18 protein-coding genes are annotated in these 24,594 nt (G+C 64.3%); 11 read left to right on the top strand and 7 right to left on the bottom strand.

What is annotated here, in order from left to right; genetic code table 11:
• Window positions 1-56: 56 nt before the first annotated feature.
• The 3 genes from JV18_RS0104910 to JV18_RS0104900 are packed head-to-tail and all read right to left on the bottom strand — an operon-like array spanning window position 57 to window position 5,743.
• Window positions 57-1,523 carry an efflux transporter outer membrane subunit gene (locus tag JV18_RS0104910; RefSeq protein WP_033073641.1) on the bottom strand — a complete coding sequence of 489 codons (1,467 nt, stop codon included), beginning with the start codon at window positions 1,521-1,523 and terminating at the stop codon, window positions 57-59.
• A complete protein-coding gene (locus JV18_RS0104905; RefSeq protein ID WP_033073640.1) occupies window positions 1,516-4,593 on the bottom strand; it encodes an efflux RND transporter permease subunit in 3,078 nt (1,025 codons plus the stop codon). Before JV18_RS0104905 ends, JV18_RS0104910 begins: the two co-directional genes overlap by 8 nt.
• Before the next feature lie 7 nt (window positions 4,594-4,600).
• Window positions 4,601-5,743: an efflux RND transporter periplasmic adaptor subunit gene (locus JV18_RS0104900; RefSeq protein WP_052071742.1), complete on the bottom strand. Its 1,143-nt coding sequence runs from the start codon at window positions 5,741-5,743 to the stop codon at window positions 4,601-4,603.
• A 227-nt stretch (window positions 5,744-5,970) separates the two neighbouring features.
• Here JV18_RS0104900 and JV18_RS14605 point away from each other — a divergent pair, with 227 nt between their 5' ends.
• The 4 genes from JV18_RS14605 to JV18_RS0104880 all read left to right on the top strand — a co-directional run bounded on the left by JV18_RS14605 (window position 5,971) and on the right by JV18_RS0104880 (window position 11,973).
• On the top strand, window positions 5,971-6,300 hold the full coding sequence (locus JV18_RS14605; RefSeq protein ID WP_144243864.1) for a hypothetical protein: 330 nt from the start codon (window positions 5,971-5,973) through the stop codon (window positions 6,298-6,300).
• 63 nt (window positions 6,301-6,363) lie between these two features.
• Complete coding sequence (locus JV18_RS0104890; RefSeq protein ID WP_033073638.1) at window positions 6,364-7,638, top strand: TolC family protein; 1,275 nt, start codon at window positions 6,364-6,366, stop codon at window positions 7,636-7,638.
• On the top strand, window positions 7,635-8,771 hold the full coding sequence (locus tag JV18_RS0104885) for an efflux RND transporter periplasmic adaptor subunit (RefSeq protein WP_033073637.1): 1,137 nt from the start codon (window positions 7,635-7,637) through the stop codon (window positions 8,769-8,771). The genes JV18_RS0104890 and JV18_RS0104885 overlap by 4 nt, the downstream gene beginning before the upstream one ends.
• 1 nt (window position 8,772) lies before the next feature.
• Window positions 8,773-11,973, top strand: a complete 3,201-nt coding sequence (locus JV18_RS0104880) for an efflux RND transporter permease subunit (protein ID WP_033073636.1) — start codon at window positions 8,773-8,775, stop codon at window positions 11,971-11,973.
• 76 nt (window positions 11,974-12,049) lie between these two features.
• Here JV18_RS0104880 and JV18_RS0104875 read toward each other — a convergent pair whose 3' ends face one another.
• Window positions 12,050-13,375: an MFS transporter gene (locus JV18_RS0104875; RefSeq protein ID WP_033073635.1), complete on the bottom strand. Its 1,326-nt coding sequence runs from the start codon at window positions 13,373-13,375 to the stop codon at window positions 12,050-12,052.
• A gap of 173 nt (window positions 13,376-13,548) precedes the next feature.
• On the opposite strand from JV18_RS0104875, the gene cyoA reads away from it, so the two are divergent.
• From cyoA to JV18_RS0104840, 7 genes are read left to right on the top strand one after another with little or no spacing between them, the layout of a single operon-like run.
• Window positions 13,549-14,757 (top strand): ubiquinol oxidase subunit II, encoded by a 1,209-nt coding sequence (cyoA, locus tag JV18_RS0104870; RefSeq protein ID WP_443027763.1) that lies wholly within the window; start codon window positions 13,549-13,551, stop codon window positions 14,755-14,757.
• A 41-nt stretch (window positions 14,758-14,798) separates the two neighbouring features.
• A complete protein-coding gene (gene cyoB, locus JV18_RS0104865; RefSeq protein ID WP_033073634.1) occupies window positions 14,799-16,805 on the top strand; it encodes a cytochrome o ubiquinol oxidase subunit I in 2,007 nt (668 codons plus the stop codon).
• Between the two features lie 4 nt (window positions 16,806-16,809).
• Window positions 16,810-17,457, top strand: a complete 648-nt coding sequence (gene cyoC / locus JV18_RS0104860; protein WP_033074958.1) for a cytochrome o ubiquinol oxidase subunit III — start codon at window positions 16,810-16,812, stop codon at window positions 17,455-17,457.
• Window positions 17,454-17,834 (top strand): cytochrome o ubiquinol oxidase subunit IV, encoded by a 381-nt coding sequence (gene cyoD / locus JV18_RS0104855; RefSeq protein ID WP_033073633.1) that lies wholly within the window; start codon window positions 17,454-17,456, stop codon window positions 17,832-17,834. Before cyoC ends, cyoD begins: the two co-directional genes overlap by 4 nt.
• Entirely contained in the window at window positions 17,831-18,553 is a 723-nt protein-coding gene (locus tag JV18_RS0104850; RefSeq protein WP_033073632.1) for an SURF1 family protein, read from the top strand. The genes cyoD and JV18_RS0104850 overlap by 4 nt, the downstream gene beginning before the upstream one ends.
• Complete coding sequence (locus JV18_RS0104845; protein ID WP_033074957.1) at window positions 18,553-19,857, top strand: ATP-binding protein; 1,305 nt, start codon at window positions 18,553-18,555, stop codon at window positions 19,855-19,857. The genes JV18_RS0104850 and JV18_RS0104845 overlap by 1 nt, the downstream gene beginning before the upstream one ends.
• Complete coding sequence (locus tag JV18_RS0104840; protein ID WP_033073631.1) at window positions 19,857-20,390, top strand: response regulator transcription factor; 534 nt, start codon at window positions 19,857-19,859, stop codon at window positions 20,388-20,390. The genes JV18_RS0104845 and JV18_RS0104840 overlap by 1 nt, the downstream gene beginning before the upstream one ends.
• Before the next feature lie 117 nt (window positions 20,391-20,507).
• Here JV18_RS0104840 and JV18_RS0104835 read toward each other — a convergent pair whose 3' ends face one another.
• Genes JV18_RS0104835 through JV18_RS0104825 form a run of 3 tightly spaced genes read right to left on the bottom strand, consistent with a single transcriptional unit; the run spans window position 20,508 to window position 24,594 of the window.
• Window positions 20,508-21,668 (bottom strand): acetyl-CoA C-acyltransferase, encoded by a 1,161-nt coding sequence (locus tag JV18_RS0104835; protein WP_033073630.1) that lies wholly within the window; start codon window positions 21,666-21,668, stop codon window positions 20,508-20,510.
• 3 nt (window positions 21,669-21,671) lie between these two features.
• Complete coding sequence (locus tag JV18_RS0104830; RefSeq protein WP_033073629.1) at window positions 21,672-22,901, bottom strand: acetyl-CoA acetyltransferase; 1,230 nt, start codon at window positions 22,899-22,901, stop codon at window positions 21,672-21,674.
• 1 nt (window position 22,902) lies between these two features.
• Entirely contained in the window at window positions 22,903-24,594 is a 1,692-nt protein-coding gene (locus tag JV18_RS0104825; RefSeq protein WP_033073628.1) for a class I adenylate-forming enzyme family protein, read from the bottom strand.

Raw genomic sequence — 24,594 nt, 5'->3', positions numbered from 1 at the left:
CGGGGGAGAGGGGGCGCGGGCGGCTCGTCGCCGCGTCCTGGGGTTGCTGATCTCTGTCAGCTAGCCCCAGGCGCGGAATCGGAGGAAGCAGTAGAGCCTGTAGAAGCGGCGGAGGTGGTGGCTGGCAGCGCCTGCCAGCCGCCGCCCAATGCCTTGAACAGATCGACCCGCGCCGACCCCAGCGCCTGATTGGCAAGCGCCAACCGGTGCCGGGCCTCGACAAGGGCCCGCTGGGCATCGAGAAATTCGAGATAGGAAGACGCGCCCGCGCGATAGCGCTGATCGGCGAGATCGTGTGCCGCCTCGGCCCGGCGCACCGCTTCGGCCAGTGCCGCCTGTTGCCCCGTCTCTGCAGTCAGCGCCGCCAGCGCCTGCTCTGCTTCTTTCAGCGCGGTCAGCACGGCGCCGTCGAATATAGCCAGCGCCGCCTGGCTTCCGGCTTCGGCCTGCGCGATCCGCGCCCGCGCGGCCCTTTGGTTGGGAAAGCTCCACGACAAAAGCGGTCCCAATGAAAAGCCAAAGGAATCGCCACCCCGTACATCGTCGCTACGCAAATATTGGCCGGACGCGCCCAGGCTGATGCGCGGATACAGGTCGGCGGTCGCCACCCCGATCCGCGCGGTTGCGGCGGCAAGCTGGCGTTCGGCCTCGCGGATATCGGGCCGCCGCGCGATCAGGCCTGCCCCATTTCCCACCGGAATGGCCGCAAGCAGGCCGGGTGTGCGGACACATTGCGCCGCTTCCTGCGGCACTTGCGCCGGGGGAAGTCCCATCAGCGCGGCCAGTTCGAACAAGGCGACCTGGCGCGCACCGTCGATCGGCGGCACTTGCGCGCGGGCATGGGCGAGCGCGGTGGCGGCGCGCTCGACGTCGAAGCGGGCGGCGCTCCCGAAGCGGGCCTGCGCCGCCACAATATCGTGTCCGCGGGCGGCAATCGCCACCGACGCCCGCGCCACCGCGGCCGCCTCCGCCAGCGAACAGGCGTCGATATAGGCACGTGTCGTCTCGGCGGCGACGGTGGCGGCGACATGATTGCGCGCCGCGGCCACGGCATCGCGGTCGGCAGCGGCGGCTTCGAGGGCGCGGCGGATACGACCCGCCAGATCGACTTCCCACGAGAGGCCCGCACTTCCTGCAAAGGACCATTGGCTGTTGTCGCCGCCGACGCTTCCGGCCTGACCACCGCCGCCATCGCCATAGGCCGCACCCCCGCTGATATTTGTTGCGGGGAGCCGCGCCGCGCCGCTTTCACGCAGCACGGCTTCGGCGCGCGCCAGATTGGCCGCCGCAACGCGCAGGTCGCTGTTGGCGGCCAGCGCGCGGGTAACAATGCGGTCGAGCGCGGGATCGTCATATAGCCGCCACCAGTCGCCGCGCGGCTGATCGGCGCTGACCGCGTCCGACGCGGCGGTAAAAGCCCCGGCGGCAACGGCGGAGGGCGGGACAGGCGGATGATAGTCCGGCCCCGCTGCACAGGCGCCGAGCAACAATAAGGGGAGGGAAAGAGAAGCAAATTTACGCATGGACCATCTCCGAACTGGCGATTTGCTGCGCCCGGTCGCTTTCCGCCGCCGCGCGGTGATCGCGGGCGACAAAGCTGTAGATGGTGGGCAGCACGAACAGGGTGAACAAGGTGCCCACCAGCATTCCCGTGACGACGACAATGCCGATGGCGAAACGGCTCGCCGCGCCGGCGCCGCTTGCAAAGAGCAGCGGAACCAACCCCGCGACCATCGCCGCCGTCGTCATCAGCACGGGCCGCATCCGCACGGCGGCGGCGCGCTGGATTGCCGCAATGCGGCTTAATCCTTCGCGCTGCTGCATTTCATTGGCAAAGGACACCATCAAAATGCCATGTTTGGAAATCAGCCCGATCAGCGTCACCAGCCCGATCTGCGTGTAGATGTTGAGCGTCGCATAGCCGAGATAGAGTGGCACCAGCGCGCCGCAGATGGCGAGCGGAACGGTGACGAGGATCACCAGCGGATCGCGAAAGCTTTCAAATTGCGCGGCCAGCACCAGAAAGATGACGATCAGCGCAAAGCCAAAGGAAATGGTCAGCCGGTCGCCTTCCTGCACATATTGACGGCTGTCCGACAACCAGTCGATCGTCATGCCGGGCGGCAGCGGCTGGCTTTCCAGAAAAGCAACTGCTTCGCCCATCGTCACCCCGGGCGCGAGCACCGCCGACAGGGTCGCGGCGTTCATCTGGTTGAACTGGGGCAGGAGATTGGCCTGCGGGCGCATATCGACGCGCGCCACCGTCGCCAGCGGCACCAGCGCCCCAGACGCGGTCTTTACATGATATTCGCCCAGATTTTGGGGGGTCAGCCGTTCCTTTTGTGGAACCTGTGCGATGACATCATAGGATCGGTCATACCAGTTGAACCGGTTGACGTAATTTTCACCGACCAAGGTAGCGAGAGTGCCGGCGATCGCATCCATGGACACACCGATCTGACCGGCCTTTTCACGATCAACGGTAACGCGGGCCTCCGGGCTGTCAAAGGCAAGGTCGCCATCGACAAAGACGAACAGGCCGCTTCCCCATGCTGCACCTTTCACCTTTTCCAGCGTCTGGTGAATGGTCCCAAAGTCATCGGATGAACGAATGACCATCTGCACCGGCAATCCCCCGCTTCCCGCAGGCAGCGGCGCAGGCTGAAAGGCGGTGGCGTAAACACCGGTGATCGCGGCGCCCTTGGCATTGATTTCGGCCTGAATCTCGTCGGCGCTGCGCTCGCGCTCGGCCCATTCGGAAAGTTCGATGCCGCCAAAGCCATTATTGGCGCCGCCCATGCCCACGTCGAACCAACTGGCCGCATATTCGGGAATCGCCGCGAATATCCGCTCGACTTCTTCGGTAAAGCGCGCGCTATAATCCGCATTCGCATATTGGGGCGCCTTGGTCTGGACGAAGATATAGCCCATATCCTCCGGCGGGGCGAGTTCGCGCCGCGCCCCGGAAAAGAGCAGGGCAATGCCCAGCAAGACCCCGGCCCCAACCATCAGCACCGCGCCCCGCGCGGCGAGCGTTTTGCCGAGCAGCCTTTCATAGCCACTCGTCGTCCGCTCCATCACGGCTTCGATACGCCGTGACAGCTTGCCCGCATGCATATTATCCTTGAGCAGAAAGCTGCTCATCATCGGTGACAGGGTCAGTGCGACGACCCCCGATACGATCACCGCCCCGGCGAGAGTGAAGGCGAACTCGCGAAACAGCGCCCCGGTCAGCCCGCCCATCAGGCCGATGGGGGTGTAAACGGCGGCAAGGGTGATCGTCATGGCAATCACTGGCCCGACGATCTCGCGCGCGCCGATCAGCGCGGCGCGCACCGGCGACAGGCCTTCTTCGATATGGCGATGGATATTTTCAACGACGACAATCGCGTCATCGACCACCAGCCCGATGGCGAGCACCATGGCGAGCAGGGTCAGCAGGTTGAACGAAAAGCCAAAGGCCAGCATCAACGCCGCCGTGCCCACCAGCGACAGGGGGATGGTCACCACCGGAATGATCACCGCGCGCAGCGACCCCAGGAACAGGAAAATGACCAGAACGACGATCAGCACGGCTTCGAGAAGCGTGCGGCTGACTTCATCAATGGAAGCATTGACGAAATGGGCGACGTCAAACTGGCTCACCACCGTCAGTCCCGCCGGGGCAACGCGCTGAATGTCGGGCAGCAAGGCCTTCACATTGCGGACGATTTCCAGCGGATTGCCATCGGGCGTCGGCGAAATGGCGATGAACACGGCGGGGCCGCCCATGCTGGTGGCGCTGCTGTCATAATTTTGCCCGCCAATCTCCAGCGTCGCAATATCGCGCAGCCGCACCGGACCGTCGGTGCCGCTCTTCACGACCATGGCGCGAAAATCATCAAGGTTGCTGAGGTCGGTCGCCGCCGTGATGTTGATCGCGGTCGATGCGCCTTTCAGCTGCCCCGGCGCGGCCTGCACATTATTGGCGCGCAGCGCCGCCGCGACTTCGCCCGCCGAAAGCCCGCGTGCCGCCAGCTTGTCGGGATCGAGCCACACGCGCATCGCCAGCGTCTGCCCGCCGCTGATGTCGGCCGACGCCACGCCGGGAACCGCCGTGATCAACGGCTGCGCGACGCGCGTGGCGAAATCGGTGATCTGCGGGATCGACAGGCTTTTGCTGCGAAAAGCGATATATTGCACCGCCGATGCGCCGTCGGTGATCTTGTTGATCACCGGGTCATTGGCGCCGGTGGGCAGGCGATATTGCACCTGCTGGACCTTGGCCAATATCTCGGTCATCGACCGGTCGGCATCGGCGTTCAGCACCAGCTTCGCCTTGATCTCGCTGCGCCCCTGCGAGGATGTGGAGGTCAGATACTCAATGCCATTGGCGGTGGCGATGGCCTGGGCGATGGGGGTGGTGACAAAACCTTGCATCACATCCTGCGTCGCGCCGGGATAGGATGTGCTGACGACGATCGTCGCGCTTTCCATATTGGGATATTCGCGCACCTGCAGCAGAAAGACCGAGGCCCCCCCGACCAGCAGGATCAGCAGGCTGACGACGACGGCCAATATCGGCCGCCGGATAAACAGATCGGTAAAATGCATGGGGCGGTTATTCCTTCGCAGCCGCGGCCTTGGCGGCGGTGGGAGCGGGGGGCGTGCGGGTCACCCGTACGGGCGCACCCGGCTGAACGCGGATCTGGCCTTCGGTGACGACGACATCGCCGCCTTTCAGCCCCTTGGTGATCACGACATGATCGCCGATCCGGCGCCCGGTGGTGACGGGGACCATCTCGGCCTTGCCTTCGCGCTGCGCCCTGGGTCCGCGAATGACGGTCACGCTGTCGCCGGACGCCGATGTCTGAACGGCGGTCATGGGCACCAGCAGCGCATTTTTCTCCGGCGGCAGTTCCAGCGCTACGCTGACATGCATGCCGGGGCGCAGCCGATGGCCGGGGTTGGGCAATATCGCTTGCACCAGCACATTGCGGCTGTCCTCGCCGATGCGTGGTTCGATCGTGCTGACGCGGGCGGTAAATTCGTGCTCCGGCCAGGCGTCCGATGTCAGCCGTACCGTTCCGCCGATCTTCAACTGCGCCAGTTGCTGCTGCGGCACGGTGAAATCGGCATAGAGGCGGTCGAGCGCGGTCAGCGACGCCACTGGGTCGCCGGGGTTCAGATATTGCCCCTTGTTGATCTTGCGAACGCCGATCTGCCCCGAAAAGGGCGCTGCGACCCGCTTTTGCGCGATGCGTGCGTCAATCTGCCGCACGGCGGCCATCGCCTGCGCATATTCGGCGCGGCGCTGGTCGAGCAGCGCCTGCGATTCGGCCCCGGTCGGCACCAGTTCGCGGGTGCGCGCAAGGTCGAGCCGCGCGAGTTCGACCCGCGCCAGCGCGGCGGCGCGGTCAGCACGTTCGGGGCCGTCGTAAAGCTGGACAAGCGGAGTGCCCGCCCGCACATGCGCGCCGGGGCGAAAGCGGATGGCGGTGACGCGCCCGGCCACTTCGGGGGCCAGCATCACCTCCTGCACCGCGCGGAGCGACCCGACCGCCTCCAGTGCGGCGGGAATGGCGCGCGGCTGTACAACCATGGCCGCCACCGCGGTTGGGGGCTGTGCAGCCTCCGCCGGGGCAGCATTGCGCCACCCGCGCCAGACAAACAGAGAGAGGAAGAGAAAGGCGATCAGCGCCAGCGCCATTACGGCCTGCCGCCATGTCAGGGCACGCTTTGGCGCGGCCTCTTTCAAGGTCATATGCAAGGATGGGCTCCCCATTGGAATCAGGAAGCGCCCTCATAAAAGCTGAACCTAGATTGAGGTAAAGCGAATATTCAGAATCGTTCGCAAGAATATTCTGTTCAGGGGAGAAGCCTGGCTTCATCGCGCCGGGCTCGCCTCCCGATACCTGCTTTTCGTCGGCGCGGGTGGCCATGATCATGTGGGTAAGTGACAGCGCGTCGCGCTTTCGTTATAGCGTACGCATGACTTCGCTGTGGCGTGCTCTTGTCGGGATGCTTGCTCTCTTTACCATCGCGGTGGGAACGCTTGCGCATGCTGGCGAGACGGCGGAACTTTGCCTCGAGAGCGTTTCGGCCGATCTGGCGGTCCATGGCGACAGCGATCCCGCGCCCGATCAGGAACAGCATGGGGTTCATGCTCATGGCGGGTGTCACGGTCACCATCAGGGCGATCTGTTCGGCAATCAGCACTCCGATGACTTGGGGGCGAGGGCGGGTGCGCCGTTCGTCCATTCGGATATTTTCTCTCCGCAGTCGCTGATCGATCCCAATTTGCGTCCTCCCATCGCCTGACCTGCTTTCGCGCCGCCGCTGACCCGCGCGCGGTTCGCCTTGGCTTGTTCAGGATGATGACTCATGAAAGTATATTATGCGGCCTTTCTGGCCGCACCGCTTTGCGTCGTGGCGGCGCAGGCGCAACCGGGCGCGCCGGTCTCGGGAGAGGCGGTGTTGACGCTCGAAGAGGCGCTCGCGCGCGCCGAAGCCCTGTCTCCCTTGGCCGATGCGGCCCGGGCGGAGGTGGAGGCGGCTGAAATCGCGAGCGAGGTTGCGGCGCTCCGGCCCAATCCCTCACTCTCCATCGAAGCCGAAAATGCGCTTGGCACGGGACCCTATCGGGGTTTTGACGAAAGCGAGACAGCCATCGCGCTTACCCTGCCGCTCGAACTGGGCGGCAAGCGCGGGGCTCGCATGGCAGGCGCAGCGGCAGAGATGCGCCGCGCAAAGGTCGATCGCGCGATTGCGCGCGCCGACCTGCGTCTTGCCATTTCCCTGGCCTATGCCGGGGCCATTGCCGCTGAACGGCGCGCGGCCATTGCGGAGGATCAGCTGGCGATCACGGCTGAAAATCTCCGCATTGCGCGCGATCGCGTCATGGTTGGCGCCAATTCGCCGATTGACGAACAGCGCGCCGCGCTCGAACAACAGCGCGCGCGGGGGGAGGCCGCCATTGCCCGGCGCAATGTGCAGGCGGCGCGAACCGCACTCGCTCAATATATCGGTGATGTCGCAGGCCAACCGCTCGACTGGCGCTGGTTCGATCGCGCGCTGCAAGGGGGGATAGGCCCGGCGCTTCCGCCCGATATCGACGCTGGTGCCACGTTGGCGCTGGCCGCTGCCGCCACGGACAGGGATTTGGCCGAAGCGGGCGTGCGCCTCGCGCAAAGCCAGCGCATCCCCGACCTGACGCTCAGCGCGGGGCGGCGGCGCATGCAGGCCACGGGCGATCAGGCGATGATCTTTGGTCTCTCGGTCCCGCTGCCGCTGTTCAACGGCGGACGGACGGCGGTGTCGGAGGCGCGTGCGCGGCGCAACCGAGCCGAGGCGCTCTACCGCGCCGCGCGGCTGGAGGCGGAGCAGGCGTTGGCGGCGGCGATGGCCGACCGCGACCGCGCGGCAGCGGCGCTGGAAGCCGCCACTCCCGCGCTCGCCGCCGCGCAGGAAGCGGCTCGCATCGCCCGCATCGGTTATGCCGAGGGCAAGTTCGACCAGATGGTTCTGCTCGATGCCGAGCGCAGCCTGCTTCAGACCCGCGCGGATGCCGTCGGCGCCGCGCTCGATTTTCACACCGCCGCTGCCCGTCTTGTGCGGCTGGCCACGCGCCTTCCCGGCGCCGGAGATAAAATGCCATGAAGAAAAATCCTTTGCGGGTGATGCTCCCGCTCAGCCTGTCGCTCGCCCTTTGGGGATGCAGCGCCGATACCAAGCCGCTACCTCCGAAAGAAAAAGAGAAGAAAGCTGCGGCGGAAAATCAAGGGGTGGTCGCTCTCACGCCCGCGCAAATCGCGACGGCGGGCATAGAGGTCACACGGCCCACCGCCGGGGGAGCAGGCGAGCTGACGCTTCCGGCCACCATAGAGGGCGACCCGCAGGCGCTGCAGGCAGTCTCGGCCGCCATCGGGGGGCGTGTCGTCGCGCTCCATTATAATCTGGGGCAAACTGTACGACGCGGCGCAACCCTCGCGCTTATCGAAAGCCGCGAGGCAGCCGCCCTTCGCGCGGAAGTGGAAGCGGCAGAGGCCAGAGCCACTCTGGCGCGCTCCGAACTCGCGCGTGAAGAGCGCCTGCTTCGCCTCAAAGTCTCTCCCGAACGTGATTTGCTCGCCGCGCGCAACGCGATGACGGAGGCGAATATCGCGCTTCGGCTCGCGCGGCAGCAGCTTGCGGCGGCAGGTGCGGGGGGCGGTGCGCTGAACCGCATTGCCATTGTTGCACCGATCAGCGGACAGATCGTCTCGCGCAGTGCGGTGCTTGGCCAGACCGTCGCCGCCGATGCGGAGCTTTTCCGTGTGGCCAATTTGTCGCGCGTCGCCGTCCGCCTGTCGTTGACAACCCAGGATGCCGGAAAAGTCAGCATCGGCATGCCGCTCGAGATATCGGCAGGGAACCGCCGTGCCAGGACCAACCTCAGCTTCCTGTCGCCGGTGCTCGATGAGAGCACGCGGCTTGTGTCCGCCGTCGCCATACTCGACAACCGCAGCGGCCTCTGGCGCCCCGGAGAGAATATCAGCGCGGCTTTACCTATCGGCCCTGCGGGCGGCACCGTGCGGATTGATGAAAGCGCACTGCAACAGATTGAGGGGCGCACGATGGTCTTCGCGCGAATCCCCCAGGGGTTTCGCGCGCTTCCCGTTCGACTGGTCTCGCGCGGCGGTGGCAGCGCCGTCGTCGAAGGCCTGTCGACCGGTGAAGAGATAGCGACCAAAGGCAGTTTCGTTCTCAAGGCCGAACTCCGCAAGGGCGAAGCCGGACATGGGGGGCACTGACATGATATCCGCCATCGTCAATTTCGCCGTCGCGCGGCGCTGGTTCGTGCTGCTCGCCACCCTTATCGCTGCGATCATCGGCGGCTGGGCGCTCAGCCGCCTGCCTATCGACGCGGTCCCCGACATCACCAACAATCAGGTGCAGATAAATGTCCGTGCACCCGCCTTGTCGCCCGAACAGGTGGAACGACAGGTCGCCTTTCCCATCGAAACCGCGCTTGCAGGGGTGCCGGGACTCGAAAGCACGCGTTCGCTCAGCCGTAATGGCTTTGCGCAGGTGACGGCGGTGTTCACCGACGCCACCGATATATATTTCGCGCGCCAGCAGGTCGCCGAACGTCTCCGCGCAGTGGAAGAGCGCCTGCCTCCGGGCACCAGTCCCGAAATGGGGCCGATCGCCACGGGGCTGGGGGAGGTCTATATGTGGACCGTCCATCTGGCCCATCGCGGCGACGAGGCCCACCGTCCTGGCGAGCCGGGCATGCAGCCCGACGGCAGCTATATCACGCCAGAGGGCGAGCGGCTCGTGACCGAGGCCGATCAGGCCACTTATTTGCGCAGCGTGCAGGACTGGATCGTCGCGCCGCTGCTCAAGACGGTTCCCGGCCTCGCAGGCGTCGACACCATCGGCGGCTATGTCAAACAATATCAGGTGGTGCCTGATGTCCAGCGCCTCGCCGCGCTGGGACTCAGCCTTGCCGATCTTGCCGGGGCGCTGGAGGCGAACAACCGCGCCATCGGCGCCGGGATCGTCAATCGCAATGGCGAGGGGCTTTCGGTGCGCTCCGATGCGCGTATAGGCGGGGCGGAGGACTTGGCCGCAACGGTCATCGCGACGCGCGGCGGAGTGCCGATCACGCTCGATCAGGTGGCGCGCGTCCGCACCGGTCAGGCCATTCGCACTGGCTCTGCGTCGGAAAATGGCCGCGAGGTTGTTGTCGGCACGGCGGTCATGCGGATCGGGGAGAACAGTCGGGAGGTCGCGCAGCGCGTCGCCGCGCGGCTGGAGGAGATCAACGCATCGCTCCCGGCCGACATTGTGATCCAGCCGGTTCTCGACCGCACGGGTCTCGTCAATGCGACGATCCGCACGGTGGCGAAAAATCTGACCGAGGGGGCCTTGCTCGTCATCGTCATCCTGTTCCTGCTGCTCGGCAATTTCCGGGCGGCGCTGATTGCCGCGCTCGTCATCCCCATCACGATGCTGCTCACCAGCTTCGGCATGCTGAAAGGCGGGGTGTCGGCCAATTTGATGAGTCTTGGTGCGCTCGATTTCGGCCTGATTGTCGATGGCGCGGTGATCATCGTCGAAAATGCGCTGCGCCGCATCGGGCTGCGCCAGCATGAACTGGGCCGTCCGCTTCACCGGGAAGAACGGCTGGCGACGGTTGCTGCGGCGGCGCGGGAGATGATCCGCCCCTCGGTCTATGGTCAGGCGATCATCATCCTCGTCTATGTGCCGCTGCTGATGCTCAGCGGGGTGGAAGGAAAGACCTTCACCCCCATGGCGCTCACCGTCATCATCGCGTTGGCCGCTGCCTTCATCCTGTCGCTGACCTTCGTGCCCGCCATGCTCGCCATCTGGCTCTCGAAACCGGTGGAGGAGAAGGAGGGGCGCATCATGGTTTGGCTTGGCCATCATTATGCTCCTCGGCTTGATCAGGCGATGGCGCGTCCGCGCGTCACCATGGCAGCGGGGGTGGCCGCGCTGCTGATGGCGGCGGGGGCCTATGCCGCGCTGGGCCAGGAATTTCTGCCCCAGCTGGATGAAGGCGACCTGACGGCGCAGCTTGTCCGCGTGCCGGGTACTTCGGTCGAACAGAGCCAGGCGATGCAGCTTCGCGTCGAACGCACGCTGTCGAAGCTCGACGAGGTAGAATTTGTCTTTTCAAAGACCGGCACCGCCGAACTCGCCTCCGATCCCATGCCCCCCAATATCTCAGACACCTTCATCATCATGAAGGACCGGCGCGAGTGGCCGAACCCCCGCCTGTCCAAGGCGGACCTGACGCGGAAGGTAGAAAACCGGCTCGATCTGCTCCCTGGCCAGACGGTGGAGATCAGCCAGCCGATCCAGATGCGCTTCAACGAATTGATCGCAGGGGTGCGCGGCGACATTGCCGTCAAGATATTCGGCGATGATGCGGATGCCATGGCCGCCACGGCCAACAAGGTCGCCGATATATTGCGCGCGACAAGGGGCGCGGTCGATGTCCGCGTCGAGCAGACCGAAGGCCTGCCGATGCTCGACATACGCCCCCGCCGCGATGCTATGGCGCGGCTCGGCGTATCGGCAGCAACGCTGCAGGAAACGGTCGCGGCGGCAGTCGGCGGGCGCGATGCGGGCGAGATATTTGAAGGGGACCGGCGCTTTGCGGTCACCATCCGCCTGACCGACGATCTCCGCGCCGACCTTGCTGCACTCGGCCAGCTTCCGGTCCCGTTGGCTTCCGGCGCTTTTGTCCCCCTAGACAGTGTCGCCGATCTCGTCGTCACCGAGGGTCCCAACCAGATCAGCCGCGAAAATGGCAAGCGGCGTGTCGTGGTTCAGGCCAATGTGCGCGGCCGCGATATCGCCGGGGTCGTTGCCGATGCCCGGGGGCAGATAGCGCAGCAACTGCGCCTGCCCCCCGGTCAATATCTCGAATGGGGTGGGCAGTTTGAAAATCTCGCCTCGGCGCGTGCGCGGCTGGCGCTGGTCGTACCGGCCTGTTTCGCGCTGATCCTGCTGCTTCTCTATGGCGCTTTGGGCAGCGTGCGGGATGCCGCCATTGTTTTTACCGGCGTGCCGCTGGCGCTGGTCGGCGGGGCCGTGTCGCTGTTGTTGCGCGGCATGCCCTTTTCCATATCGGCGGCGGTCGGCTTCATTGCGCTGTCGGGCATTGCGGTACTTAACGGTCTGGTGATGGTCACCTCCATTCAGCATCTGATGGCAGAGGGCGTGGCGCGGGCACAGGCGGCGCGGGAGGGGGCGCTCACCCGGCTGCGTCCGGTGGTAATGACCGCACTTGTCGCTTCTCTCGGCTTTGTGCCGATGGCGCTGGCCAGCGGCGCGGGAGCGGAGGTGCAAAAGCCGCTGGCAACGGTGGTGATCGGCGGGCTGATCTCCGCGACCCTGCTCACCCTCTTCGTGCTGCCGACGCTCTATGCTCGCTATGGCGGGTCCGCTAGCGGGGAACGGAAGGAAGAGCGCGGCGGCTAAGGTCAGGCTGAAAAAAAAAGGGGCGGAAGCGCACCGTGGCTCGCTTCCGCCCCTTGTCGTTCTGTCTTGTTTTCTGTCAGCCGATGGTGCGGGCCAGTTCGCGGTTCATCCACAATGCCACCAGCGTGCCGATGGCGCCCGACAGCAAGTAGGCACCCGCCGCGATCAGGCCGAATTCGCTCGACAGCCACAGCGCGACCAGCGGCGCAAAGCCTGCGCCGAACAGCCAGGCTAGGTCCGAGGTAAAGGCCGATCCCGTATAGCGGTGACGCGGCTGGAAATTGTTCGAGAGCGCCCCCGATGACTGACCAAAGCACAGGCCGAGCAGCGCAAAGCCCAGGATCATGAAAGCCGCTTCGCCCGCTTCGCCAGCCCCCAGAAGCTGGGGTGCAAAGCCGCTGAAGGCAGCAATGGCGGCTGCGGTGACGCCGAGCACGGTGCGGCGCCCCACCCGGTCGGCGAGATAGCCCGACCCGATGATCGAGAACACGCCGACGACGGCGGCCACCGCTTGAATGGCGAGGAAGCGCGACGGGCTTTCCTCGGTAAAGAGAAACACCCAGGACAGCGGATAGACGGTGACCATGTGGAAGAGCGCAAAGCTGGCGAGCGGCGCAAAGGCGCCCGCCGCGATAACCTTCCATTCGGAACGCAGCGTATCGGTCAGCGGCGCGGGTTGCAGATCGCGATTTTCGAACAGCGTCGCATATTCGGGGGTCACGACGATCCGCAGCCGCGCGAACAGCGCCACCACGTTGATCGCAAAGGCAACGAAGAAGGGATAGCGCCAACCCCAAGCAAGGAAATCCTCGGCCGGAAGGGCGGTGATCAGGAACATGAAGAGCAAGCTGGCGACGATCAGGCCCAGCGGCGCGCCAAGCTGGGGCACCATCGCATACCAGCCGCGCTTGCCTTCGGGGGCGTTCATCGCCAGCAGCGAAGCGAGGCCGTCCCACGATCCGCCGAGCGCCACGCCCTGACCCATACGGAACAGCGCGAGCAGCAGTGCAGCAGCGATGCCGATCGATTCATATCCCGGCAAAAAGGCGATGGCGGCGGTTGATCCGCCAAGCAGGAACAGCGCGATGGTCAGCTTTGCGCCGCGGCCATAAGCGCGGTCGATGGCGGTGAAAATCACGGTTCCAACGGGGCGCGCTACAAAGGCGAGGGCGAAAATGGCAAAGGACCAGAGCGTTCCCTGCAGCGGGTCCATGAAGGGAAAGACCAGCTTGGGGAAAACCAGCACCGACGCGATCGAATAGACGAAAAAGTCGAAAAATTCCGACGTCCGGCCAATAATTACCCCGATTGCGATTTCCGACGGGGCAATGGCGTGGCCATCATCGTGAAGCGCGCGCGCGTCGCGTTCGGCCTGGGTGGTGGGCGCGGTATCGGCTGCCATGATCGTGCAAATCCTGCGTCAGGCGCCTGTCGCGGGCAAGCGAAAGGCGCAAATTTCCTTCATGTGAGGGCAAATGCCCCGCTTATGAAAGCCCCCTGTCTTATATCGGCGCGGCGCGGGATTGGACAAAATGTCCTATGTGCGGTGCAGCAAAGCCCGCCTAGGCGCACCCCATGATGACGCACTCCCCCTCTTTGCCCGCCCGAGTCCGGCGGTTTGCGCCGCTGTTGCTGCTGCCTCTTTTATCGAGCTGCGGCTTGGTTGTTCTCGATCCGGCGGGCGATGTCGCCCAGCAGCAGGGCGATCTGATCATCGTTTCGACGCTGCTGATGCTTGTCATCATCTTGCCGGTCATGGCGCTGACCGTCTTTTTCGCGTGGCGCTATCGCGCGCAGAACAAGGAAGCGACCTACAAGCCCGACTGGGACCATTCGACCCAGCTCGAACTCGTCATATGGGCGGCGCCGTTGCTCATCATCATCTGCCTGGGGGCCATCACCTGGGTCGCCACTCACTTGCTCGACCCTTATCGCCCCCTCGCGCGCACCGCGCCGGGACAGGCGGTAGCGGCGGAGGTTCAGCCGCTGGAGGTGCAGGTCGTCGCGCTCGACTGGAAATGGCTCTTCATCTACCCCGAACAGGGGATAGCGACGGTGAATGAATTCGCCGCGCCGGTCGATCGTCCGCTGCGCTTTCGTATTTCCTCTTCGTCGGTGATGAACAGCTTTTATATCCCGGCGCTGGCGGGGCAGATTTATGCGATGCCCGGCATGGAAACCAAGCTTCACGGCGTTTTCAACGAAACCGGCGATTATGTTGGTTTTTCGGCCAATTATTCGGGCGCGGGCTTTTCGAACATGCGTTTTGCGGCAAAGAGCCTGTCGCCTGCCGCCTTTGATCAATGGGTGGCCCGCACCAAGGCGTCCAAGGACCAGGGCGAACTCAACCGTCTTGCCTATCTCCAGCTTGAAAAGCCGAGCGAAAAGGAACCGGTGCGCCGCTATGCCTCGGTCGAACCGCAGTTGTTCGATGCCATCGTCAACATGTGTGTGGAGCCCGGAAAAATGTGCATGCACGACATGATGTCGATCGACGCCGCCGGCGGCGCCGGCATAGCGGGCATCGGCAATGTCCGTGCGCTGACCTATGACAAGGATGGCGCGCGCGGGACGACCAGCGGCACCACCGACCTTGCTCGCTGGAGCGCGCGCTATGTCGCCGCGCTGTGCAGTGCGCCCGTCCCGTCGGGCGCCCGCCCGGATGGCGCTCCCGTCAATCTTGCGCCGCTGAAGGGAGAGGGGCTTGAAAAGCCCGGCGCTTCCCCGGCCAGCGCGCCGCGCCAGACGGCTTCGCTTTCTTCCTCTTCCCGCCCGATGTCCTGATCCGGATGTCCTGATCTGATCGCGACTGAATCGAGACTGTTATGACCCCCCATCCCGTTCCCGAAACCGACCCCATTTTGGGCCGTCTGTCGTTCGATGCCATCCCGCTGCACGAACCGATCCTGATCTTCACCTTCATTGCGGTGGTGATCGGCGGCATTGCGGTGCTTGGTTTGATCACCAAATATCGCCTGTGGGGCTATCTCTGGAAAGAATGGTTCACCACGGTCGATCACAAGCGGATCGGGATCATGTACATGATCCTGGGCTTCATCATGTTCCTGCGCGGCTTTGCCGATGCGATCATGATGCGCCTTCAGCAGGGCATGGCGTTCGGCGGGTCTGAAGGCTATTTGAACTCGCACCATTATGATCAGATTTTTACCGCCCATGGCGTGATCATGATCTTCTTTGTGGCGATGCCCTTCATCACGGGGTTGATGAACTATATCGTTCCGCTCCAGATCGGCGCGCGCGACGTCAGCTTCCCTTTCCTCAACAATTTCAGCTTCTGGATGACGACGGCGGGCGCCATGCTCGTCATGGTGTCGCTGTTCGTCGGTGAATTTGCCCAGACCGGCTGGCTCGCCTACCCGCCCTTGTCGGGAATCGCCTACAGCCCCAATGTCGGGGTCGATTATTATATCTGGGCGCTTCAGATCGCGGGCGTGGGGACCACCTTGTCAGGCATCAACCTGATTGTGACCATCCTGAAACTGCGCGCGCCGGGCATGGGCCTGATGAAGATGCCCGTCTTCACCTGGACCGCGCTGTGCGCCAATATCCTCATCGTTGCGTCCTTCCCGGTGCTGACCGCGGTTCTCGCGCTGCTTGGTCTTGATCGCTATGTCGGGACCAATTTCTTCACCAACGATCTTGGCGGATCGTCGATGATGTATATCAACCTCATCTGGATCTGGGGCCATCCGGAGGTTTATATTCTTATCCTCCCGCTGTTTGGCGTCTTCTCCGAAATCGCATCGACCTTCTCGGGCAAGCGGCTCTTCGGCTATACGTCGATGGTCTATGCGACTGTGTGTATCACCATCCTCAGCTATGTCGTGTGGCTCCACCACTTTTTCACCATGGGGTCGGGCGCCAGCGTCAACAGCTTCTTCGGCATCACCACGATGGTGATCTCCATCCCCACGGGGGCAAAGCTCTTCAACTGGCTTTTCACCATGTATCGGGGCCGGATCCGGTTCGATCTGCCGATGATGTGGACCATCGCCTTCATGCTGACCTTTGTGATCGGCGGCATGACGGGCGTGCTGCTCGCGGTTCCGCCGGCGGACTTCGTCCTCCACAACTCGCTCTTCCTGATCGCGCATTTCCATAATGTGATCATCGGCGGCGTCGTGTTCGGCACCTTTGCGGCGGTCAATTACTGGTGGCCCAAGGCGTTCGGCTTCAAGCTCGACGTGTTCTGGGGCAAGATCAGCTTCTGGTGCTGGGTCGTGGGCTTCTGGCTTGCCTTCCTGCCGCTCTATGTGCTGGGCCTGATGGGCGTGACCCGCCGGATGCGCGTGTTCGATGATCCCGGCCTGCAAATCTGGTTCATCATCGCGGGCATTGGCGCGGTGGTGATCGCCGCCGGAATTGCCGCCATGTTCGTCCAGTTTGCGGTCAGCATCTGGCGCCGCGAGGAGCTCGTCGACGAAAGCGGTGATCCATGGGAAGGGCGGACGCTCGAATGGGCGACCAGCTCGCCGCCGCCTGACTATAATTTCGCCTTTACGCCCGTGGTTCATGATCTCGATGCGTGGCACGATATGAAGCGCCGCGGGATCCAGCGTCCCGTCTCGGGCTTCCGCGACATCCACATGCCCAGCAATACGGGCGCGGGGATCATCCTGTCGGGGATCAGCCTTGTGCTTGGCTTTGCGCTCGTCTGGCACGTCTGGTGGCTGGTGATCGCAAGCTTTGCGATGCTGATAGGCGGCGCCATCTATCACACCTTCAACTACAAGCGCGATTTCAACATCCCGGCGGCTACCGTGGCCGAGGTGGAGGATGCGCGAACCCGCCAACTGGCGGCCGGAGCCTGACGCCATGACCAGCACCACGCTTCCCGCAACCTCCGCGGCTTCGCAGAACGAAGAAGCTCTGCGCTTCTATGACATGGAAGAAGTCGGCCATCCCGAAGGGCACAGCACGCTGCTCGGCTTCTGGATCTATCTGATGAGCGACTGTCTCATCTTTGCGATCCTTTTTGCCTGCTATGCGGTGCTGGGCGGCAATTATGCCGCCGGCCCCGCGCCCAAGGATCTGTTCGACCTGAACCTCATCGCGCTCAACACCGCGATGCTGCTCTTCTCGTCGATCACCTATGGTTTTGCGCTGCTCGCCATGCAGCGCGGTAATCTGCGCGGAACGCAGATGTGGCTGATTGTCACCGGCCTGTTCGGCGCGGCCTTCCTCGGCATCGAGCTTTACGAGTTTCATCACCTGATCGAACTCGGCGCGACGCCGCAGCGCAGCGCTTTCCTGTCGGCCTTCTTCACGCTGGTCGGTACCCACGGGCTGCACGTCACCTTTGGCCTCATCTGGCTGATCACGCTGACGGTTCAGCTTGGCAAGCACGGGCTGATCCCGGCGAACAAGCGCCGCGTCATGTGCCTGTCGATGTTCTGGCACTTCCTTGACGTCATTTGGATCGGCGTCTTCACCTTTGTCTATCTGATGGGAGTGCTGCAATGAGCCCCGATCATCACGGCGATCCGCATCATGGCGGGCATCATGAAATCGAGATGCCGCACGCCACCATGCGCGATTATGTCATCGGTTTCGTCCTTTCGGTCATCCTCACCGCCATTCCCTTCTGGCTGGTGATGACCCGCCCGCTGGAGGCTGGCGCGACCGCGGCGATCATCATGGCCTTCGCGGTAGTTCAGATTATCGTCCATATGGTGTATTTCCTCCACATGACGCCGAAGGCAGAGGGTGGCTGGTCGCTGACCTCGCTGGTCTTCACGATCATCATTGTGGTGATCATGCTGGCAGGGTCGCTATGGGTAATGCACCATCTGAACACCAACATGATGCCCATGCCACACGACATGAGCCAGATTCCGTGACACGCGCGCGCGCCGCGGCGTTGACCGCGGCGGCGCTGGTCGTCACCGCCTGCCTGATCGCGCTTGGCGTCTGGCAGCTGGAACGCCGCGCCTGGAAACATGAGCTGATCGCGGCGGTCAATGCGCGCATCCACGCCGCGCCGGTTGCTGCCCCGGGGCCGGACGCTTGGCCCCGGGTCAGCGCGGCAAAGGACGCCTATCGCCCGGTGCGGGCGACGGGCAGTTTCGATCATGACAAGGAAGTGCTGGTCCAGGCGGTGACCGAAAGGGGCGGCGGTTTCTGGGTGCTGACCCCGCTCGAAACGCCCGAGTTCACGCTGATCGTCAACCGGGGCTTTGTGCCGCCCGAAAAGCGCGACCCTGCCACCCGCGCCGCGGGCAATCCGGCGGGGGAGGTGCGCGTCACCGGCCTCCTGCGCGTCAGCGAGCCCGGCGGCGCCTTTCTGCGCGCCAACGATCCCACGGCAGGCCGCTGGTATTCGCGCGATATCGCCGCCATCGCCGCGGCAAAGGGGCTGGGGCGCACTGCCCCCTATTTCATCGACGCTGATGCCGCGCCCAATGCGGGGGGCTATCCGGTCGGCGGCCTGACCGTCGTGCGCTTTCGCGATCATCATATGATCTATGCGCTCACCTGGTTCGGCCTTGCTCTCATCAGCGGCTATTTTGCATGGCGGCTCTGGCGTTCGCGCGCGCAGGCGGGCAAAAGGGACGACTGATGCTCCGCGCTGCCGCCCCCCATATCCCGCTGCCAGAGGCTGACGCCGGGCGGCGCAATATGCGCCTGCTCATCCAGCTTCGCTGGCTGGCGGTGGGCGGGCAATTGCTGACCATCGCGGTCGCCAGCCTCATCCTGCACATTCACCTGCCGCTGATCCCGCTGCTCGCGGCGATTGGCGTGCTCGTCATCGTCAATCTCGCCAGCCGGGTGCTGTTGCGCCGTGACCGCATCGTCACCAATGTCGAACTGACCGCCCAGCTGCTCTTCGATGTTGCTGTGCTGGGGTGGCAGCTTCACCACAGCGGCGGGCTCAGCAATCCCTTCGCCTCGCTCTTTCTGCTTCAGGTGGTCATCGGCGCCATCCTGCTCACCCCGCGCAACGCCTGGGCGATTGTTGCGGCGACGCTGGTGGCCATTGCCGTGCTGCGCATCGCGCCGACGCCGCTGCCGCTGCCGCCGCCCTATGCCGATGATCCGATGCGCCTCTATCTCCTGGGCAGCCTCATCTGCTTCGTGCTGATCGCGGTGTTGATCGTCGCCTTTGTGACGCGGATCAACCGCAATATCAGCGAACGCGACGCCGCGCTCGCCGCCGCCCGGCAACGCGCGGCGGAGGAGGATCATATCGTCCGCATGGGCCTGCTCGCCTCGGGCGCGGCCCATGAACTGGGGACGCCTCTTTCCACCCTGTCGGTGCTCATCGGTGACTGGAAAAGCACACCCGCGCTCGCCGCCGACCGCGAAATGCAGGCTGATCTTGCCGACATGGACGTCGCGGTTCAGCGCTGCAAGGCGATTGTCAGCGGCATTCTCATGTCGGCGGGCGAGGCGCGGGGCGAGGCGCCAGCGCAGACCAGCCTGCGCGCCTTCCTCTCCGAAATCGTCGAAATCGCCCAAAGTGGCCGCCTGCCCGGCACGGTGATTTTCAACGACCTGCTGGGGCCGGACGTCCCTATCGTCTCCGATCCTGCGCTGCGTCAGGTGATCGGCAATGTCATGGACAATGCCGCCGAGGTCTCGCCCGAATGGGTGCAGCTCACTGCGCGGCGCGACGGCGACATGGCGGTGATCGAGGTGGCTGATCGCGGCCCCGGCTTCAGCGAGGAAATGCTCGAACATTTCGGACAACCCTATCGTTCGACCAAGGGACGCCCCGGTGGGGGATTGGGCCTGTTCCTTCTCGTCAATGTATTGCGCAAGCTTGGCGGCGGCGCGAGCGTGGCCAACCGCGACAGCGGCGGCGCGCTGGTACGGGTTTTCCTGCCGCTCTCGGCCCTTGCGCATCAAGAAGGAGACGGCTGATGTCCGACCCCCGCCGGCTTGTCATCGTCGAAGATGATGAGGCTTTTGCCCGCACGCTCAAACGCTCGTTCGAACGGCGCGGCTATGATACCCGCGTCGCGCACAGTCCGGAGGAGCTGGAGGAAATTCTCGCCAGCTTCCACCCCGGCTATGCCGTCGTCGATCTCAAGCTCGGCGGCGCATCGGGCCTTGTCTGCGTGCAAAGCCTGCGCGCCGCCGACGCCGCAATGCGGATCGTCGTACTCACCGGCTTTGCCAGCATCGCGACCGCGGTAGAGGCGATCAAGCTTGGCGCCTCCTATTATCTCGCCAAACCGTCGAACACCGACGATATCGAAGCCGCCTTCGACCGCGATGAAGGCAATCCCGACGCCCCTCTCGACGGCCGCCAGTCGTCGATCAAGACGCTCGAATGGGAACATATCCACCAGACTTTGGTAGAAACCGACTTCAACATCTCCGAAACCGCCCGCCGCCTGGGCATGCACCGCCGCACTCTCGCCCGCAAACTGGAAAAGCGTCAGATACGCTAAAGGGCGCGTTGCGGGCCAAGCGGCACTCCGCACGTGGTCCGCTCCCCGCCTCCCTCTCACCCCTGCTCATTGCGAGCCCGGAAAAGCCGGAAGAAGCCATCGCCCCTCAAAGCATCGTCACCCCAGCCGCTCGACAATCATCGCCGCGCCGACCCCCATGGCGCCGGTCAACACCACCAGCCCATAACCCCCCGCGCGCGCGTCGAGCGTATCTAGCAGGGTGGAGGTCAAGATCGCCCCGCTCGCGCCCATCGGGTGCCCCTTGGCCAAATGGCCGCCGCTGATATTGACCCGCGTGGGATCGACATCGCGGTCGCGGAGGAATTTGGCGATGGTCACGGCGAATGCTTCCATAAATTCCACCGCGTCCATGTCGGACAAGCGCAGGCCGGCGCGCTCCAGCGCCTTGTCCATCGCGGCAAATCCGGCGGTCAGCGACGCGGCAGGGTCGCCGCCGCTTTCGGCAAAGGCCAGGATACGTGCGCGGGGGGCGGGGCCCAGCCCTTCTCCGCCGATCAGCGCCAGCCCCGCGCCGTCGCAGATCGGCGGCGCATGGGCGAGGCTGTGGAGCGGGACAAAATCCTCGCCGTCCAGCGCGGCGGCATATTGCGCCTGCAATTCGCCAAAGGCGGCGGGCATGGCGGCGAGGCTTTCGGCACTGGTCCGGGGCCGGAGACATTCTTCACCGTGCAGCGCTCCAGCCGCGATACGCGACGATTGCAGCGCGGCATCAGCGTCGCTCGCGGCGGCTTTTTGCTGGGAGGAAAGGGCGACTGCGTCCAGTTCGGCGCGGCTGATTCCTTCGCGATGCGCGAGCCGGTCGGCGGCGAGCACCGGGGGCACAAAGCGCCGCGCCGGGGGCAGTTCGTCATTATCGTAAAAGCCCGCCCGGTCGCTGAGGAAGGGGACGGCGCTCATCATCTCGACCCCGCCCGCGAGCACAGCGGCGGCGTCGCCGCTCGCGACCCGGCCCACCGCCTGTCCAATCGCCGACAGGCCCGACGCGCAATAATTATTGAGCGTCAGCGCGGCCACGCTGTCGGGCAACTCGGCGTGGAGCTTCGACAGCAGCGCGACATGCCCGCCCTGCGCCCCCGTCTGGGTCACACAGCCGAGGATCAGCGCATCGGGCGTCCGCGCCGCTTCGCCGCAGCGCGCGGCCAGCGCGTCGGCTTGTTCGCGCACCAGTTGCTGCGGCGACAGGGCGGCTAGCCCGCCATCGGCGCGCGCCTTGCCGCGCGGGCTCCGCACCGCGTCATAGAGATAGATGGGGGCCAAAAATCAGACTCCGACGACAAAGCTGACGGCGGTGGTTGCGCTCCCGCCGACATTGAAAGTGGCAAAGTTACGCGCGCCTTCGACCTGATAATCGCCAGCATTTCCGGTGACTTGCCGCCAGCTGTCGAGCAGCATCCGTACCCCGGTGGCACCAACGGGATGGCCGAGGCCAATCAGGCCGCCCGACGGATTGACCGGCAACTTGCCGGCCAATGCGATCGTTCCATCCTCGATGGCGCGCCAGCTTTCACCCGCTTTGGTGATGCCGAAATGGTCGATTGCCATATATTCGGTGATCGAAAAGCAATCATGCACCTCCACCCCATCGCATCCATAGATGTCGGCCATCTCGGCGCGGCGCAGCGCATCCATCATCGCCTGATTTACATTTGGAAAAACAAAGGGTTGATCCTTGCTACTGGCGATCTTCGTATCATAAAGCAGTGGTGCCGTGCGGTGCCCCCAGCCCTTGATACGCGGAATGCTCTCCAGCGGCACACCCCTACGCTGCGCAACACTTTCGGCAACTTCCGCTGACGCCAGAAAGATCGCCGCCGCTCCGTCGGTCACCTGCCCGCAATCCGATTTGCGCAGGCTCCCCTCGATCAGCGGATTATGCGCGTCATCCTCGCCAAGCTGCTCCTCGCCGATGGTCCAACCCCGCGTCTGCGACAGCGGGTTTCGCTTGGCATTGGCGAAATTATTGGCCGAAATCGCCCGCAAATGCGCGCGGTCGAGGCCATAGCGTTCCTCATATTCCTCGGCGACCCGGGCGAACATGTGCGGCCACAAATAGCGTGCGCCCTGCGCTTCGCGCCCGGCCCAGGCGGCGGCGCCAAGATACTCGGCAGCCTGCTGTCCCGGCACATTGCGCATCAGCTCGACGCCCAGCACCAGCGCCAGGCCGTAGCGCCCCGCCTCAATCTCCGCCGCCGCCGCCAGCGCGGCGATGCTCCCCGACGCGCAGGCCGCTTCGTGCCGCGAGGCGGGAATACCGGCAAGGTCGGGGTGAACATGGCCAAAAAAGCCGCCAAGCTGGCCTTGCCCAGCGAACAGCTCCCCGACGAAATTGCCCACATGCGCGGTCTCGACCTCTTTGGGTTCAATGCCTGTGGCCGCGAAAGCCTCTTCGCAGACGTCGCGGAACAGGTCGAAAATGCCGCCGCCCTCGCGGTCGATATTGCGCGCGAAATCGGTCTGGGCGCCGCCCAGTATGAACACCTCTCCAGCCATGTCAGGCCTCCGTTTTCAGCATATCGAGCGCCTGTTCGCGCACTTCGGTCCGCATCACCTTGCCGGTGACGTTGCGCGGCAGGGCGTCAAAGCGCACCAGCCGTTCGGGCAGTTTGAACGTGGCTAGATCCTTCTCGCGCAGAAACTCGGTAATGGCCTCCAGCGCGACCTGCTCCCCGTTCCGCGGGACATAGGCCAAGCCAACCCGTTCGCCCATCACCGGATCGGGCAGTGAAAAACTGCATGCTTCCGCAAGCAGGGAATGGCCGCCGAGCAACTGGTCAATTTCCTCGGGAGAGATATTGACCCCGCCGCGAATGATCAGATCCTTGCATCGCCCGACAAAGCGATAGAAATTTCCACCTTCGGCGATTTCAAACAGGTCGCCGGTCCGAAACCAGCCATCCCCGGTAAAGGAGTCCGCCGTGCGATCGGGGGCTTCATAATAGCCTTCGAACAACGTCGGCCCCCGGATCTGAAGCTCGCCTGCTATGCCGTCGACCTCGATCGGGTCGCCGCCACCGGGCGGGACAAGGCGGCTTTCGATATTGGCCGCGCGTTCTGTGGCATAAGGGGGAATATAGCGTCCGCGCCGGGGAAAGAGGCTGGCGCGCTTATCCGGATCGGGCATTTCACCTTCGCCGGTGATAAAGCTCATCCCTTCGTTGGAGCCGAAGACGTTGACGATGATGATCCCCAGCCTTTCCTGAAAGCCCCGGACCATCGCCGGCGCGAGCGGCGCCGATCCTGATGCAATGACCCGCAGGCTCGACAGGTCAACGCTCGCTAGGAGCGCTTCATTCTGGAGCAGCATGTTGAGCACCGCCGGCGGCGCAATCGTCAGGCTGGGGCGCTCGGTCGCGATCTGCCCCAGATAGACGGCGGGATCGAAGGGATGGTGCAGAACCATCGTCCCCGCGCAGGTCAGCCAGCACATGGTGATGCCCCCGATGCTCGCCATATTGATCAGGGGAAAAGGATTGAGCAGGACGTCGCCCGGTTCAATCTTCATCGCTTCATAGCCCGCGGCGGCGACCGCCACCCAATGATTATGGCTGCGTGGCACCCCCTTCGGCACGCCTGTTGTCCCCGATGTCCAGCAGATGGTGAAAATATCATCGGCATCGACCGGGTTCGCGGCGACATGCGCGGCGAGCGCATCGGCGTCGCCTTTCGCGGTGGACAAATCCACGGCATTGGCAGGCGCATCGGAGCCAAAGGTCATCAGCGCAATACCGTCCAGCAAAGGCGATGCAACAGCAACCGGATCCGCGCCTTTCAGGCGGGTGCTGCAGATAAAGGCCTTGGGCCGGACGATGCCGATCATCGTCGTCAGCTCATGTGTGCGATATTGCACCGCGACCGGGCTGACAATGGCGCCGATCTTCGCTGCCGCGAAATAGAGCGCGACAAATTCGCTGATGTTGGGCAGCTGGACGAGCAGCACATCATCCTTGCCGATTCCCGCCATAAACAGGGCGCCAGCGATGCGGTTCACCTCCTGTGCTAGCTGTGCATAGGTCAGCCTGCGCGGTTCGCCAAAGGCGAACTCCGCCCGGTTGGGCGCGTCGACCAGCGCCATTCTTTCCGGATGCGCTGCCGCATTGGCGGCAAACAGGTCGGCGAAGCTTTTGTCGCCCCACCATCCTTTTTCCCGATAGCGCCGCCGCTTATCCTCTCCCGCCGCGATCAT

The organism is Sphingopyxis sp. MWB1, assembly GCF_000763945.1.
Lineage (GTDB): Bacteria > Pseudomonadota > Alphaproteobacteria > Sphingomonadales > Sphingomonadaceae > Sphingopyxis.
Note: the sequence above shows the minus strand (reverse complement) of the source record. Positions and strands in the feature narration are given on the sequence as shown.

Excerpts from the sequence above, each read along its gene's own strand:
- JV18_RS0104910 (WP_033073641.1), bottom strand. The coding sequence starts at position 1,523 with ATGCGTAAATTTGCTTCTCTTTCCCTCCCCTTATTGTTGCTCGGCGCC.
- JV18_RS0104905 (WP_033073640.1), bottom strand. The coding sequence starts at position 4,593 with ATGCATTTTACCGATCTGTTTATCCGGCGGCCGATATTGGCCGTCGTC.
- JV18_RS0104900 (WP_052071742.1), bottom strand. The coding sequence starts at position 5,743 with ATGACCTTGAAAGAGGCCGCGCCAAAGCGTGCCCTGACATGGCGGCAG.
- JV18_RS14605 (WP_144243864.1), top strand. The coding sequence starts at position 5,971 with ATGACTTCGCTGTGGCGTGCTCTTGTCGGGATGCTTGCTCTCTTTACC.
- JV18_RS0104890 (WP_033073638.1), top strand. The coding sequence starts at position 6,364 with ATGAAAGTATATTATGCGGCCTTTCTGGCCGCACCGCTTTGCGTCGTG.
- JV18_RS0104885 (WP_033073637.1), top strand. The coding sequence starts at position 7,635 with ATGAAGAAAAATCCTTTGCGGGTGATGCTCCCGCTCAGCCTGTCGCTC.
- JV18_RS0104880 (WP_033073636.1), top strand. The coding sequence starts at position 8,773 with ATGATATCCGCCATCGTCAATTTCGCCGTCGCGCGGCGCTGGTTCGTG.
- JV18_RS0104875 (WP_033073635.1), bottom strand. The coding sequence starts at position 13,375 with ATGGCAGCCGATACCGCGCCCACCACCCAGGCCGAACGCGACGCGCGC.
- cyoA (WP_443027763.1), top strand. The coding sequence starts at position 13,549 with ATGATGACGCACTCCCCCTCTTTGCCCGCCCGAGTCCGGCGGTTTGCG.
- cyoB (WP_033073634.1), top strand. The coding sequence starts at position 14,799 with ATGACCCCCCATCCCGTTCCCGAAACCGACCCCATTTTGGGCCGTCTG.
- cyoC (WP_033074958.1), top strand. The coding sequence starts at position 16,810 with ATGACCAGCACCACGCTTCCCGCAACCTCCGCGGCTTCGCAGAACGAA.
- cyoD (WP_033073633.1), top strand. The coding sequence starts at position 17,454 with ATGAGCCCCGATCATCACGGCGATCCGCATCATGGCGGGCATCATGAA.
- JV18_RS0104845 (WP_033074957.1), top strand. The coding sequence starts at position 18,553 with ATGCTCCGCGCTGCCGCCCCCCATATCCCGCTGCCAGAGGCTGACGCC.
- JV18_RS0104840 (WP_033073631.1), top strand. The coding sequence starts at position 19,857 with ATGTCCGACCCCCGCCGGCTTGTCATCGTCGAAGATGATGAGGCTTTT.
- JV18_RS0104830 (WP_033073629.1), bottom strand. The coding sequence starts at position 22,901 with ATGGCTGGAGAGGTGTTCATACTGGGCGGCGCCCAGACCGATTTCGCG.
- JV18_RS0104825 (WP_033073628.1), bottom strand. The coding sequence starts at position 24,594 with ATGATCGCGGCGGGAGAGGATAAGCGGCGGCGCTATCGGGAAAAAGGA.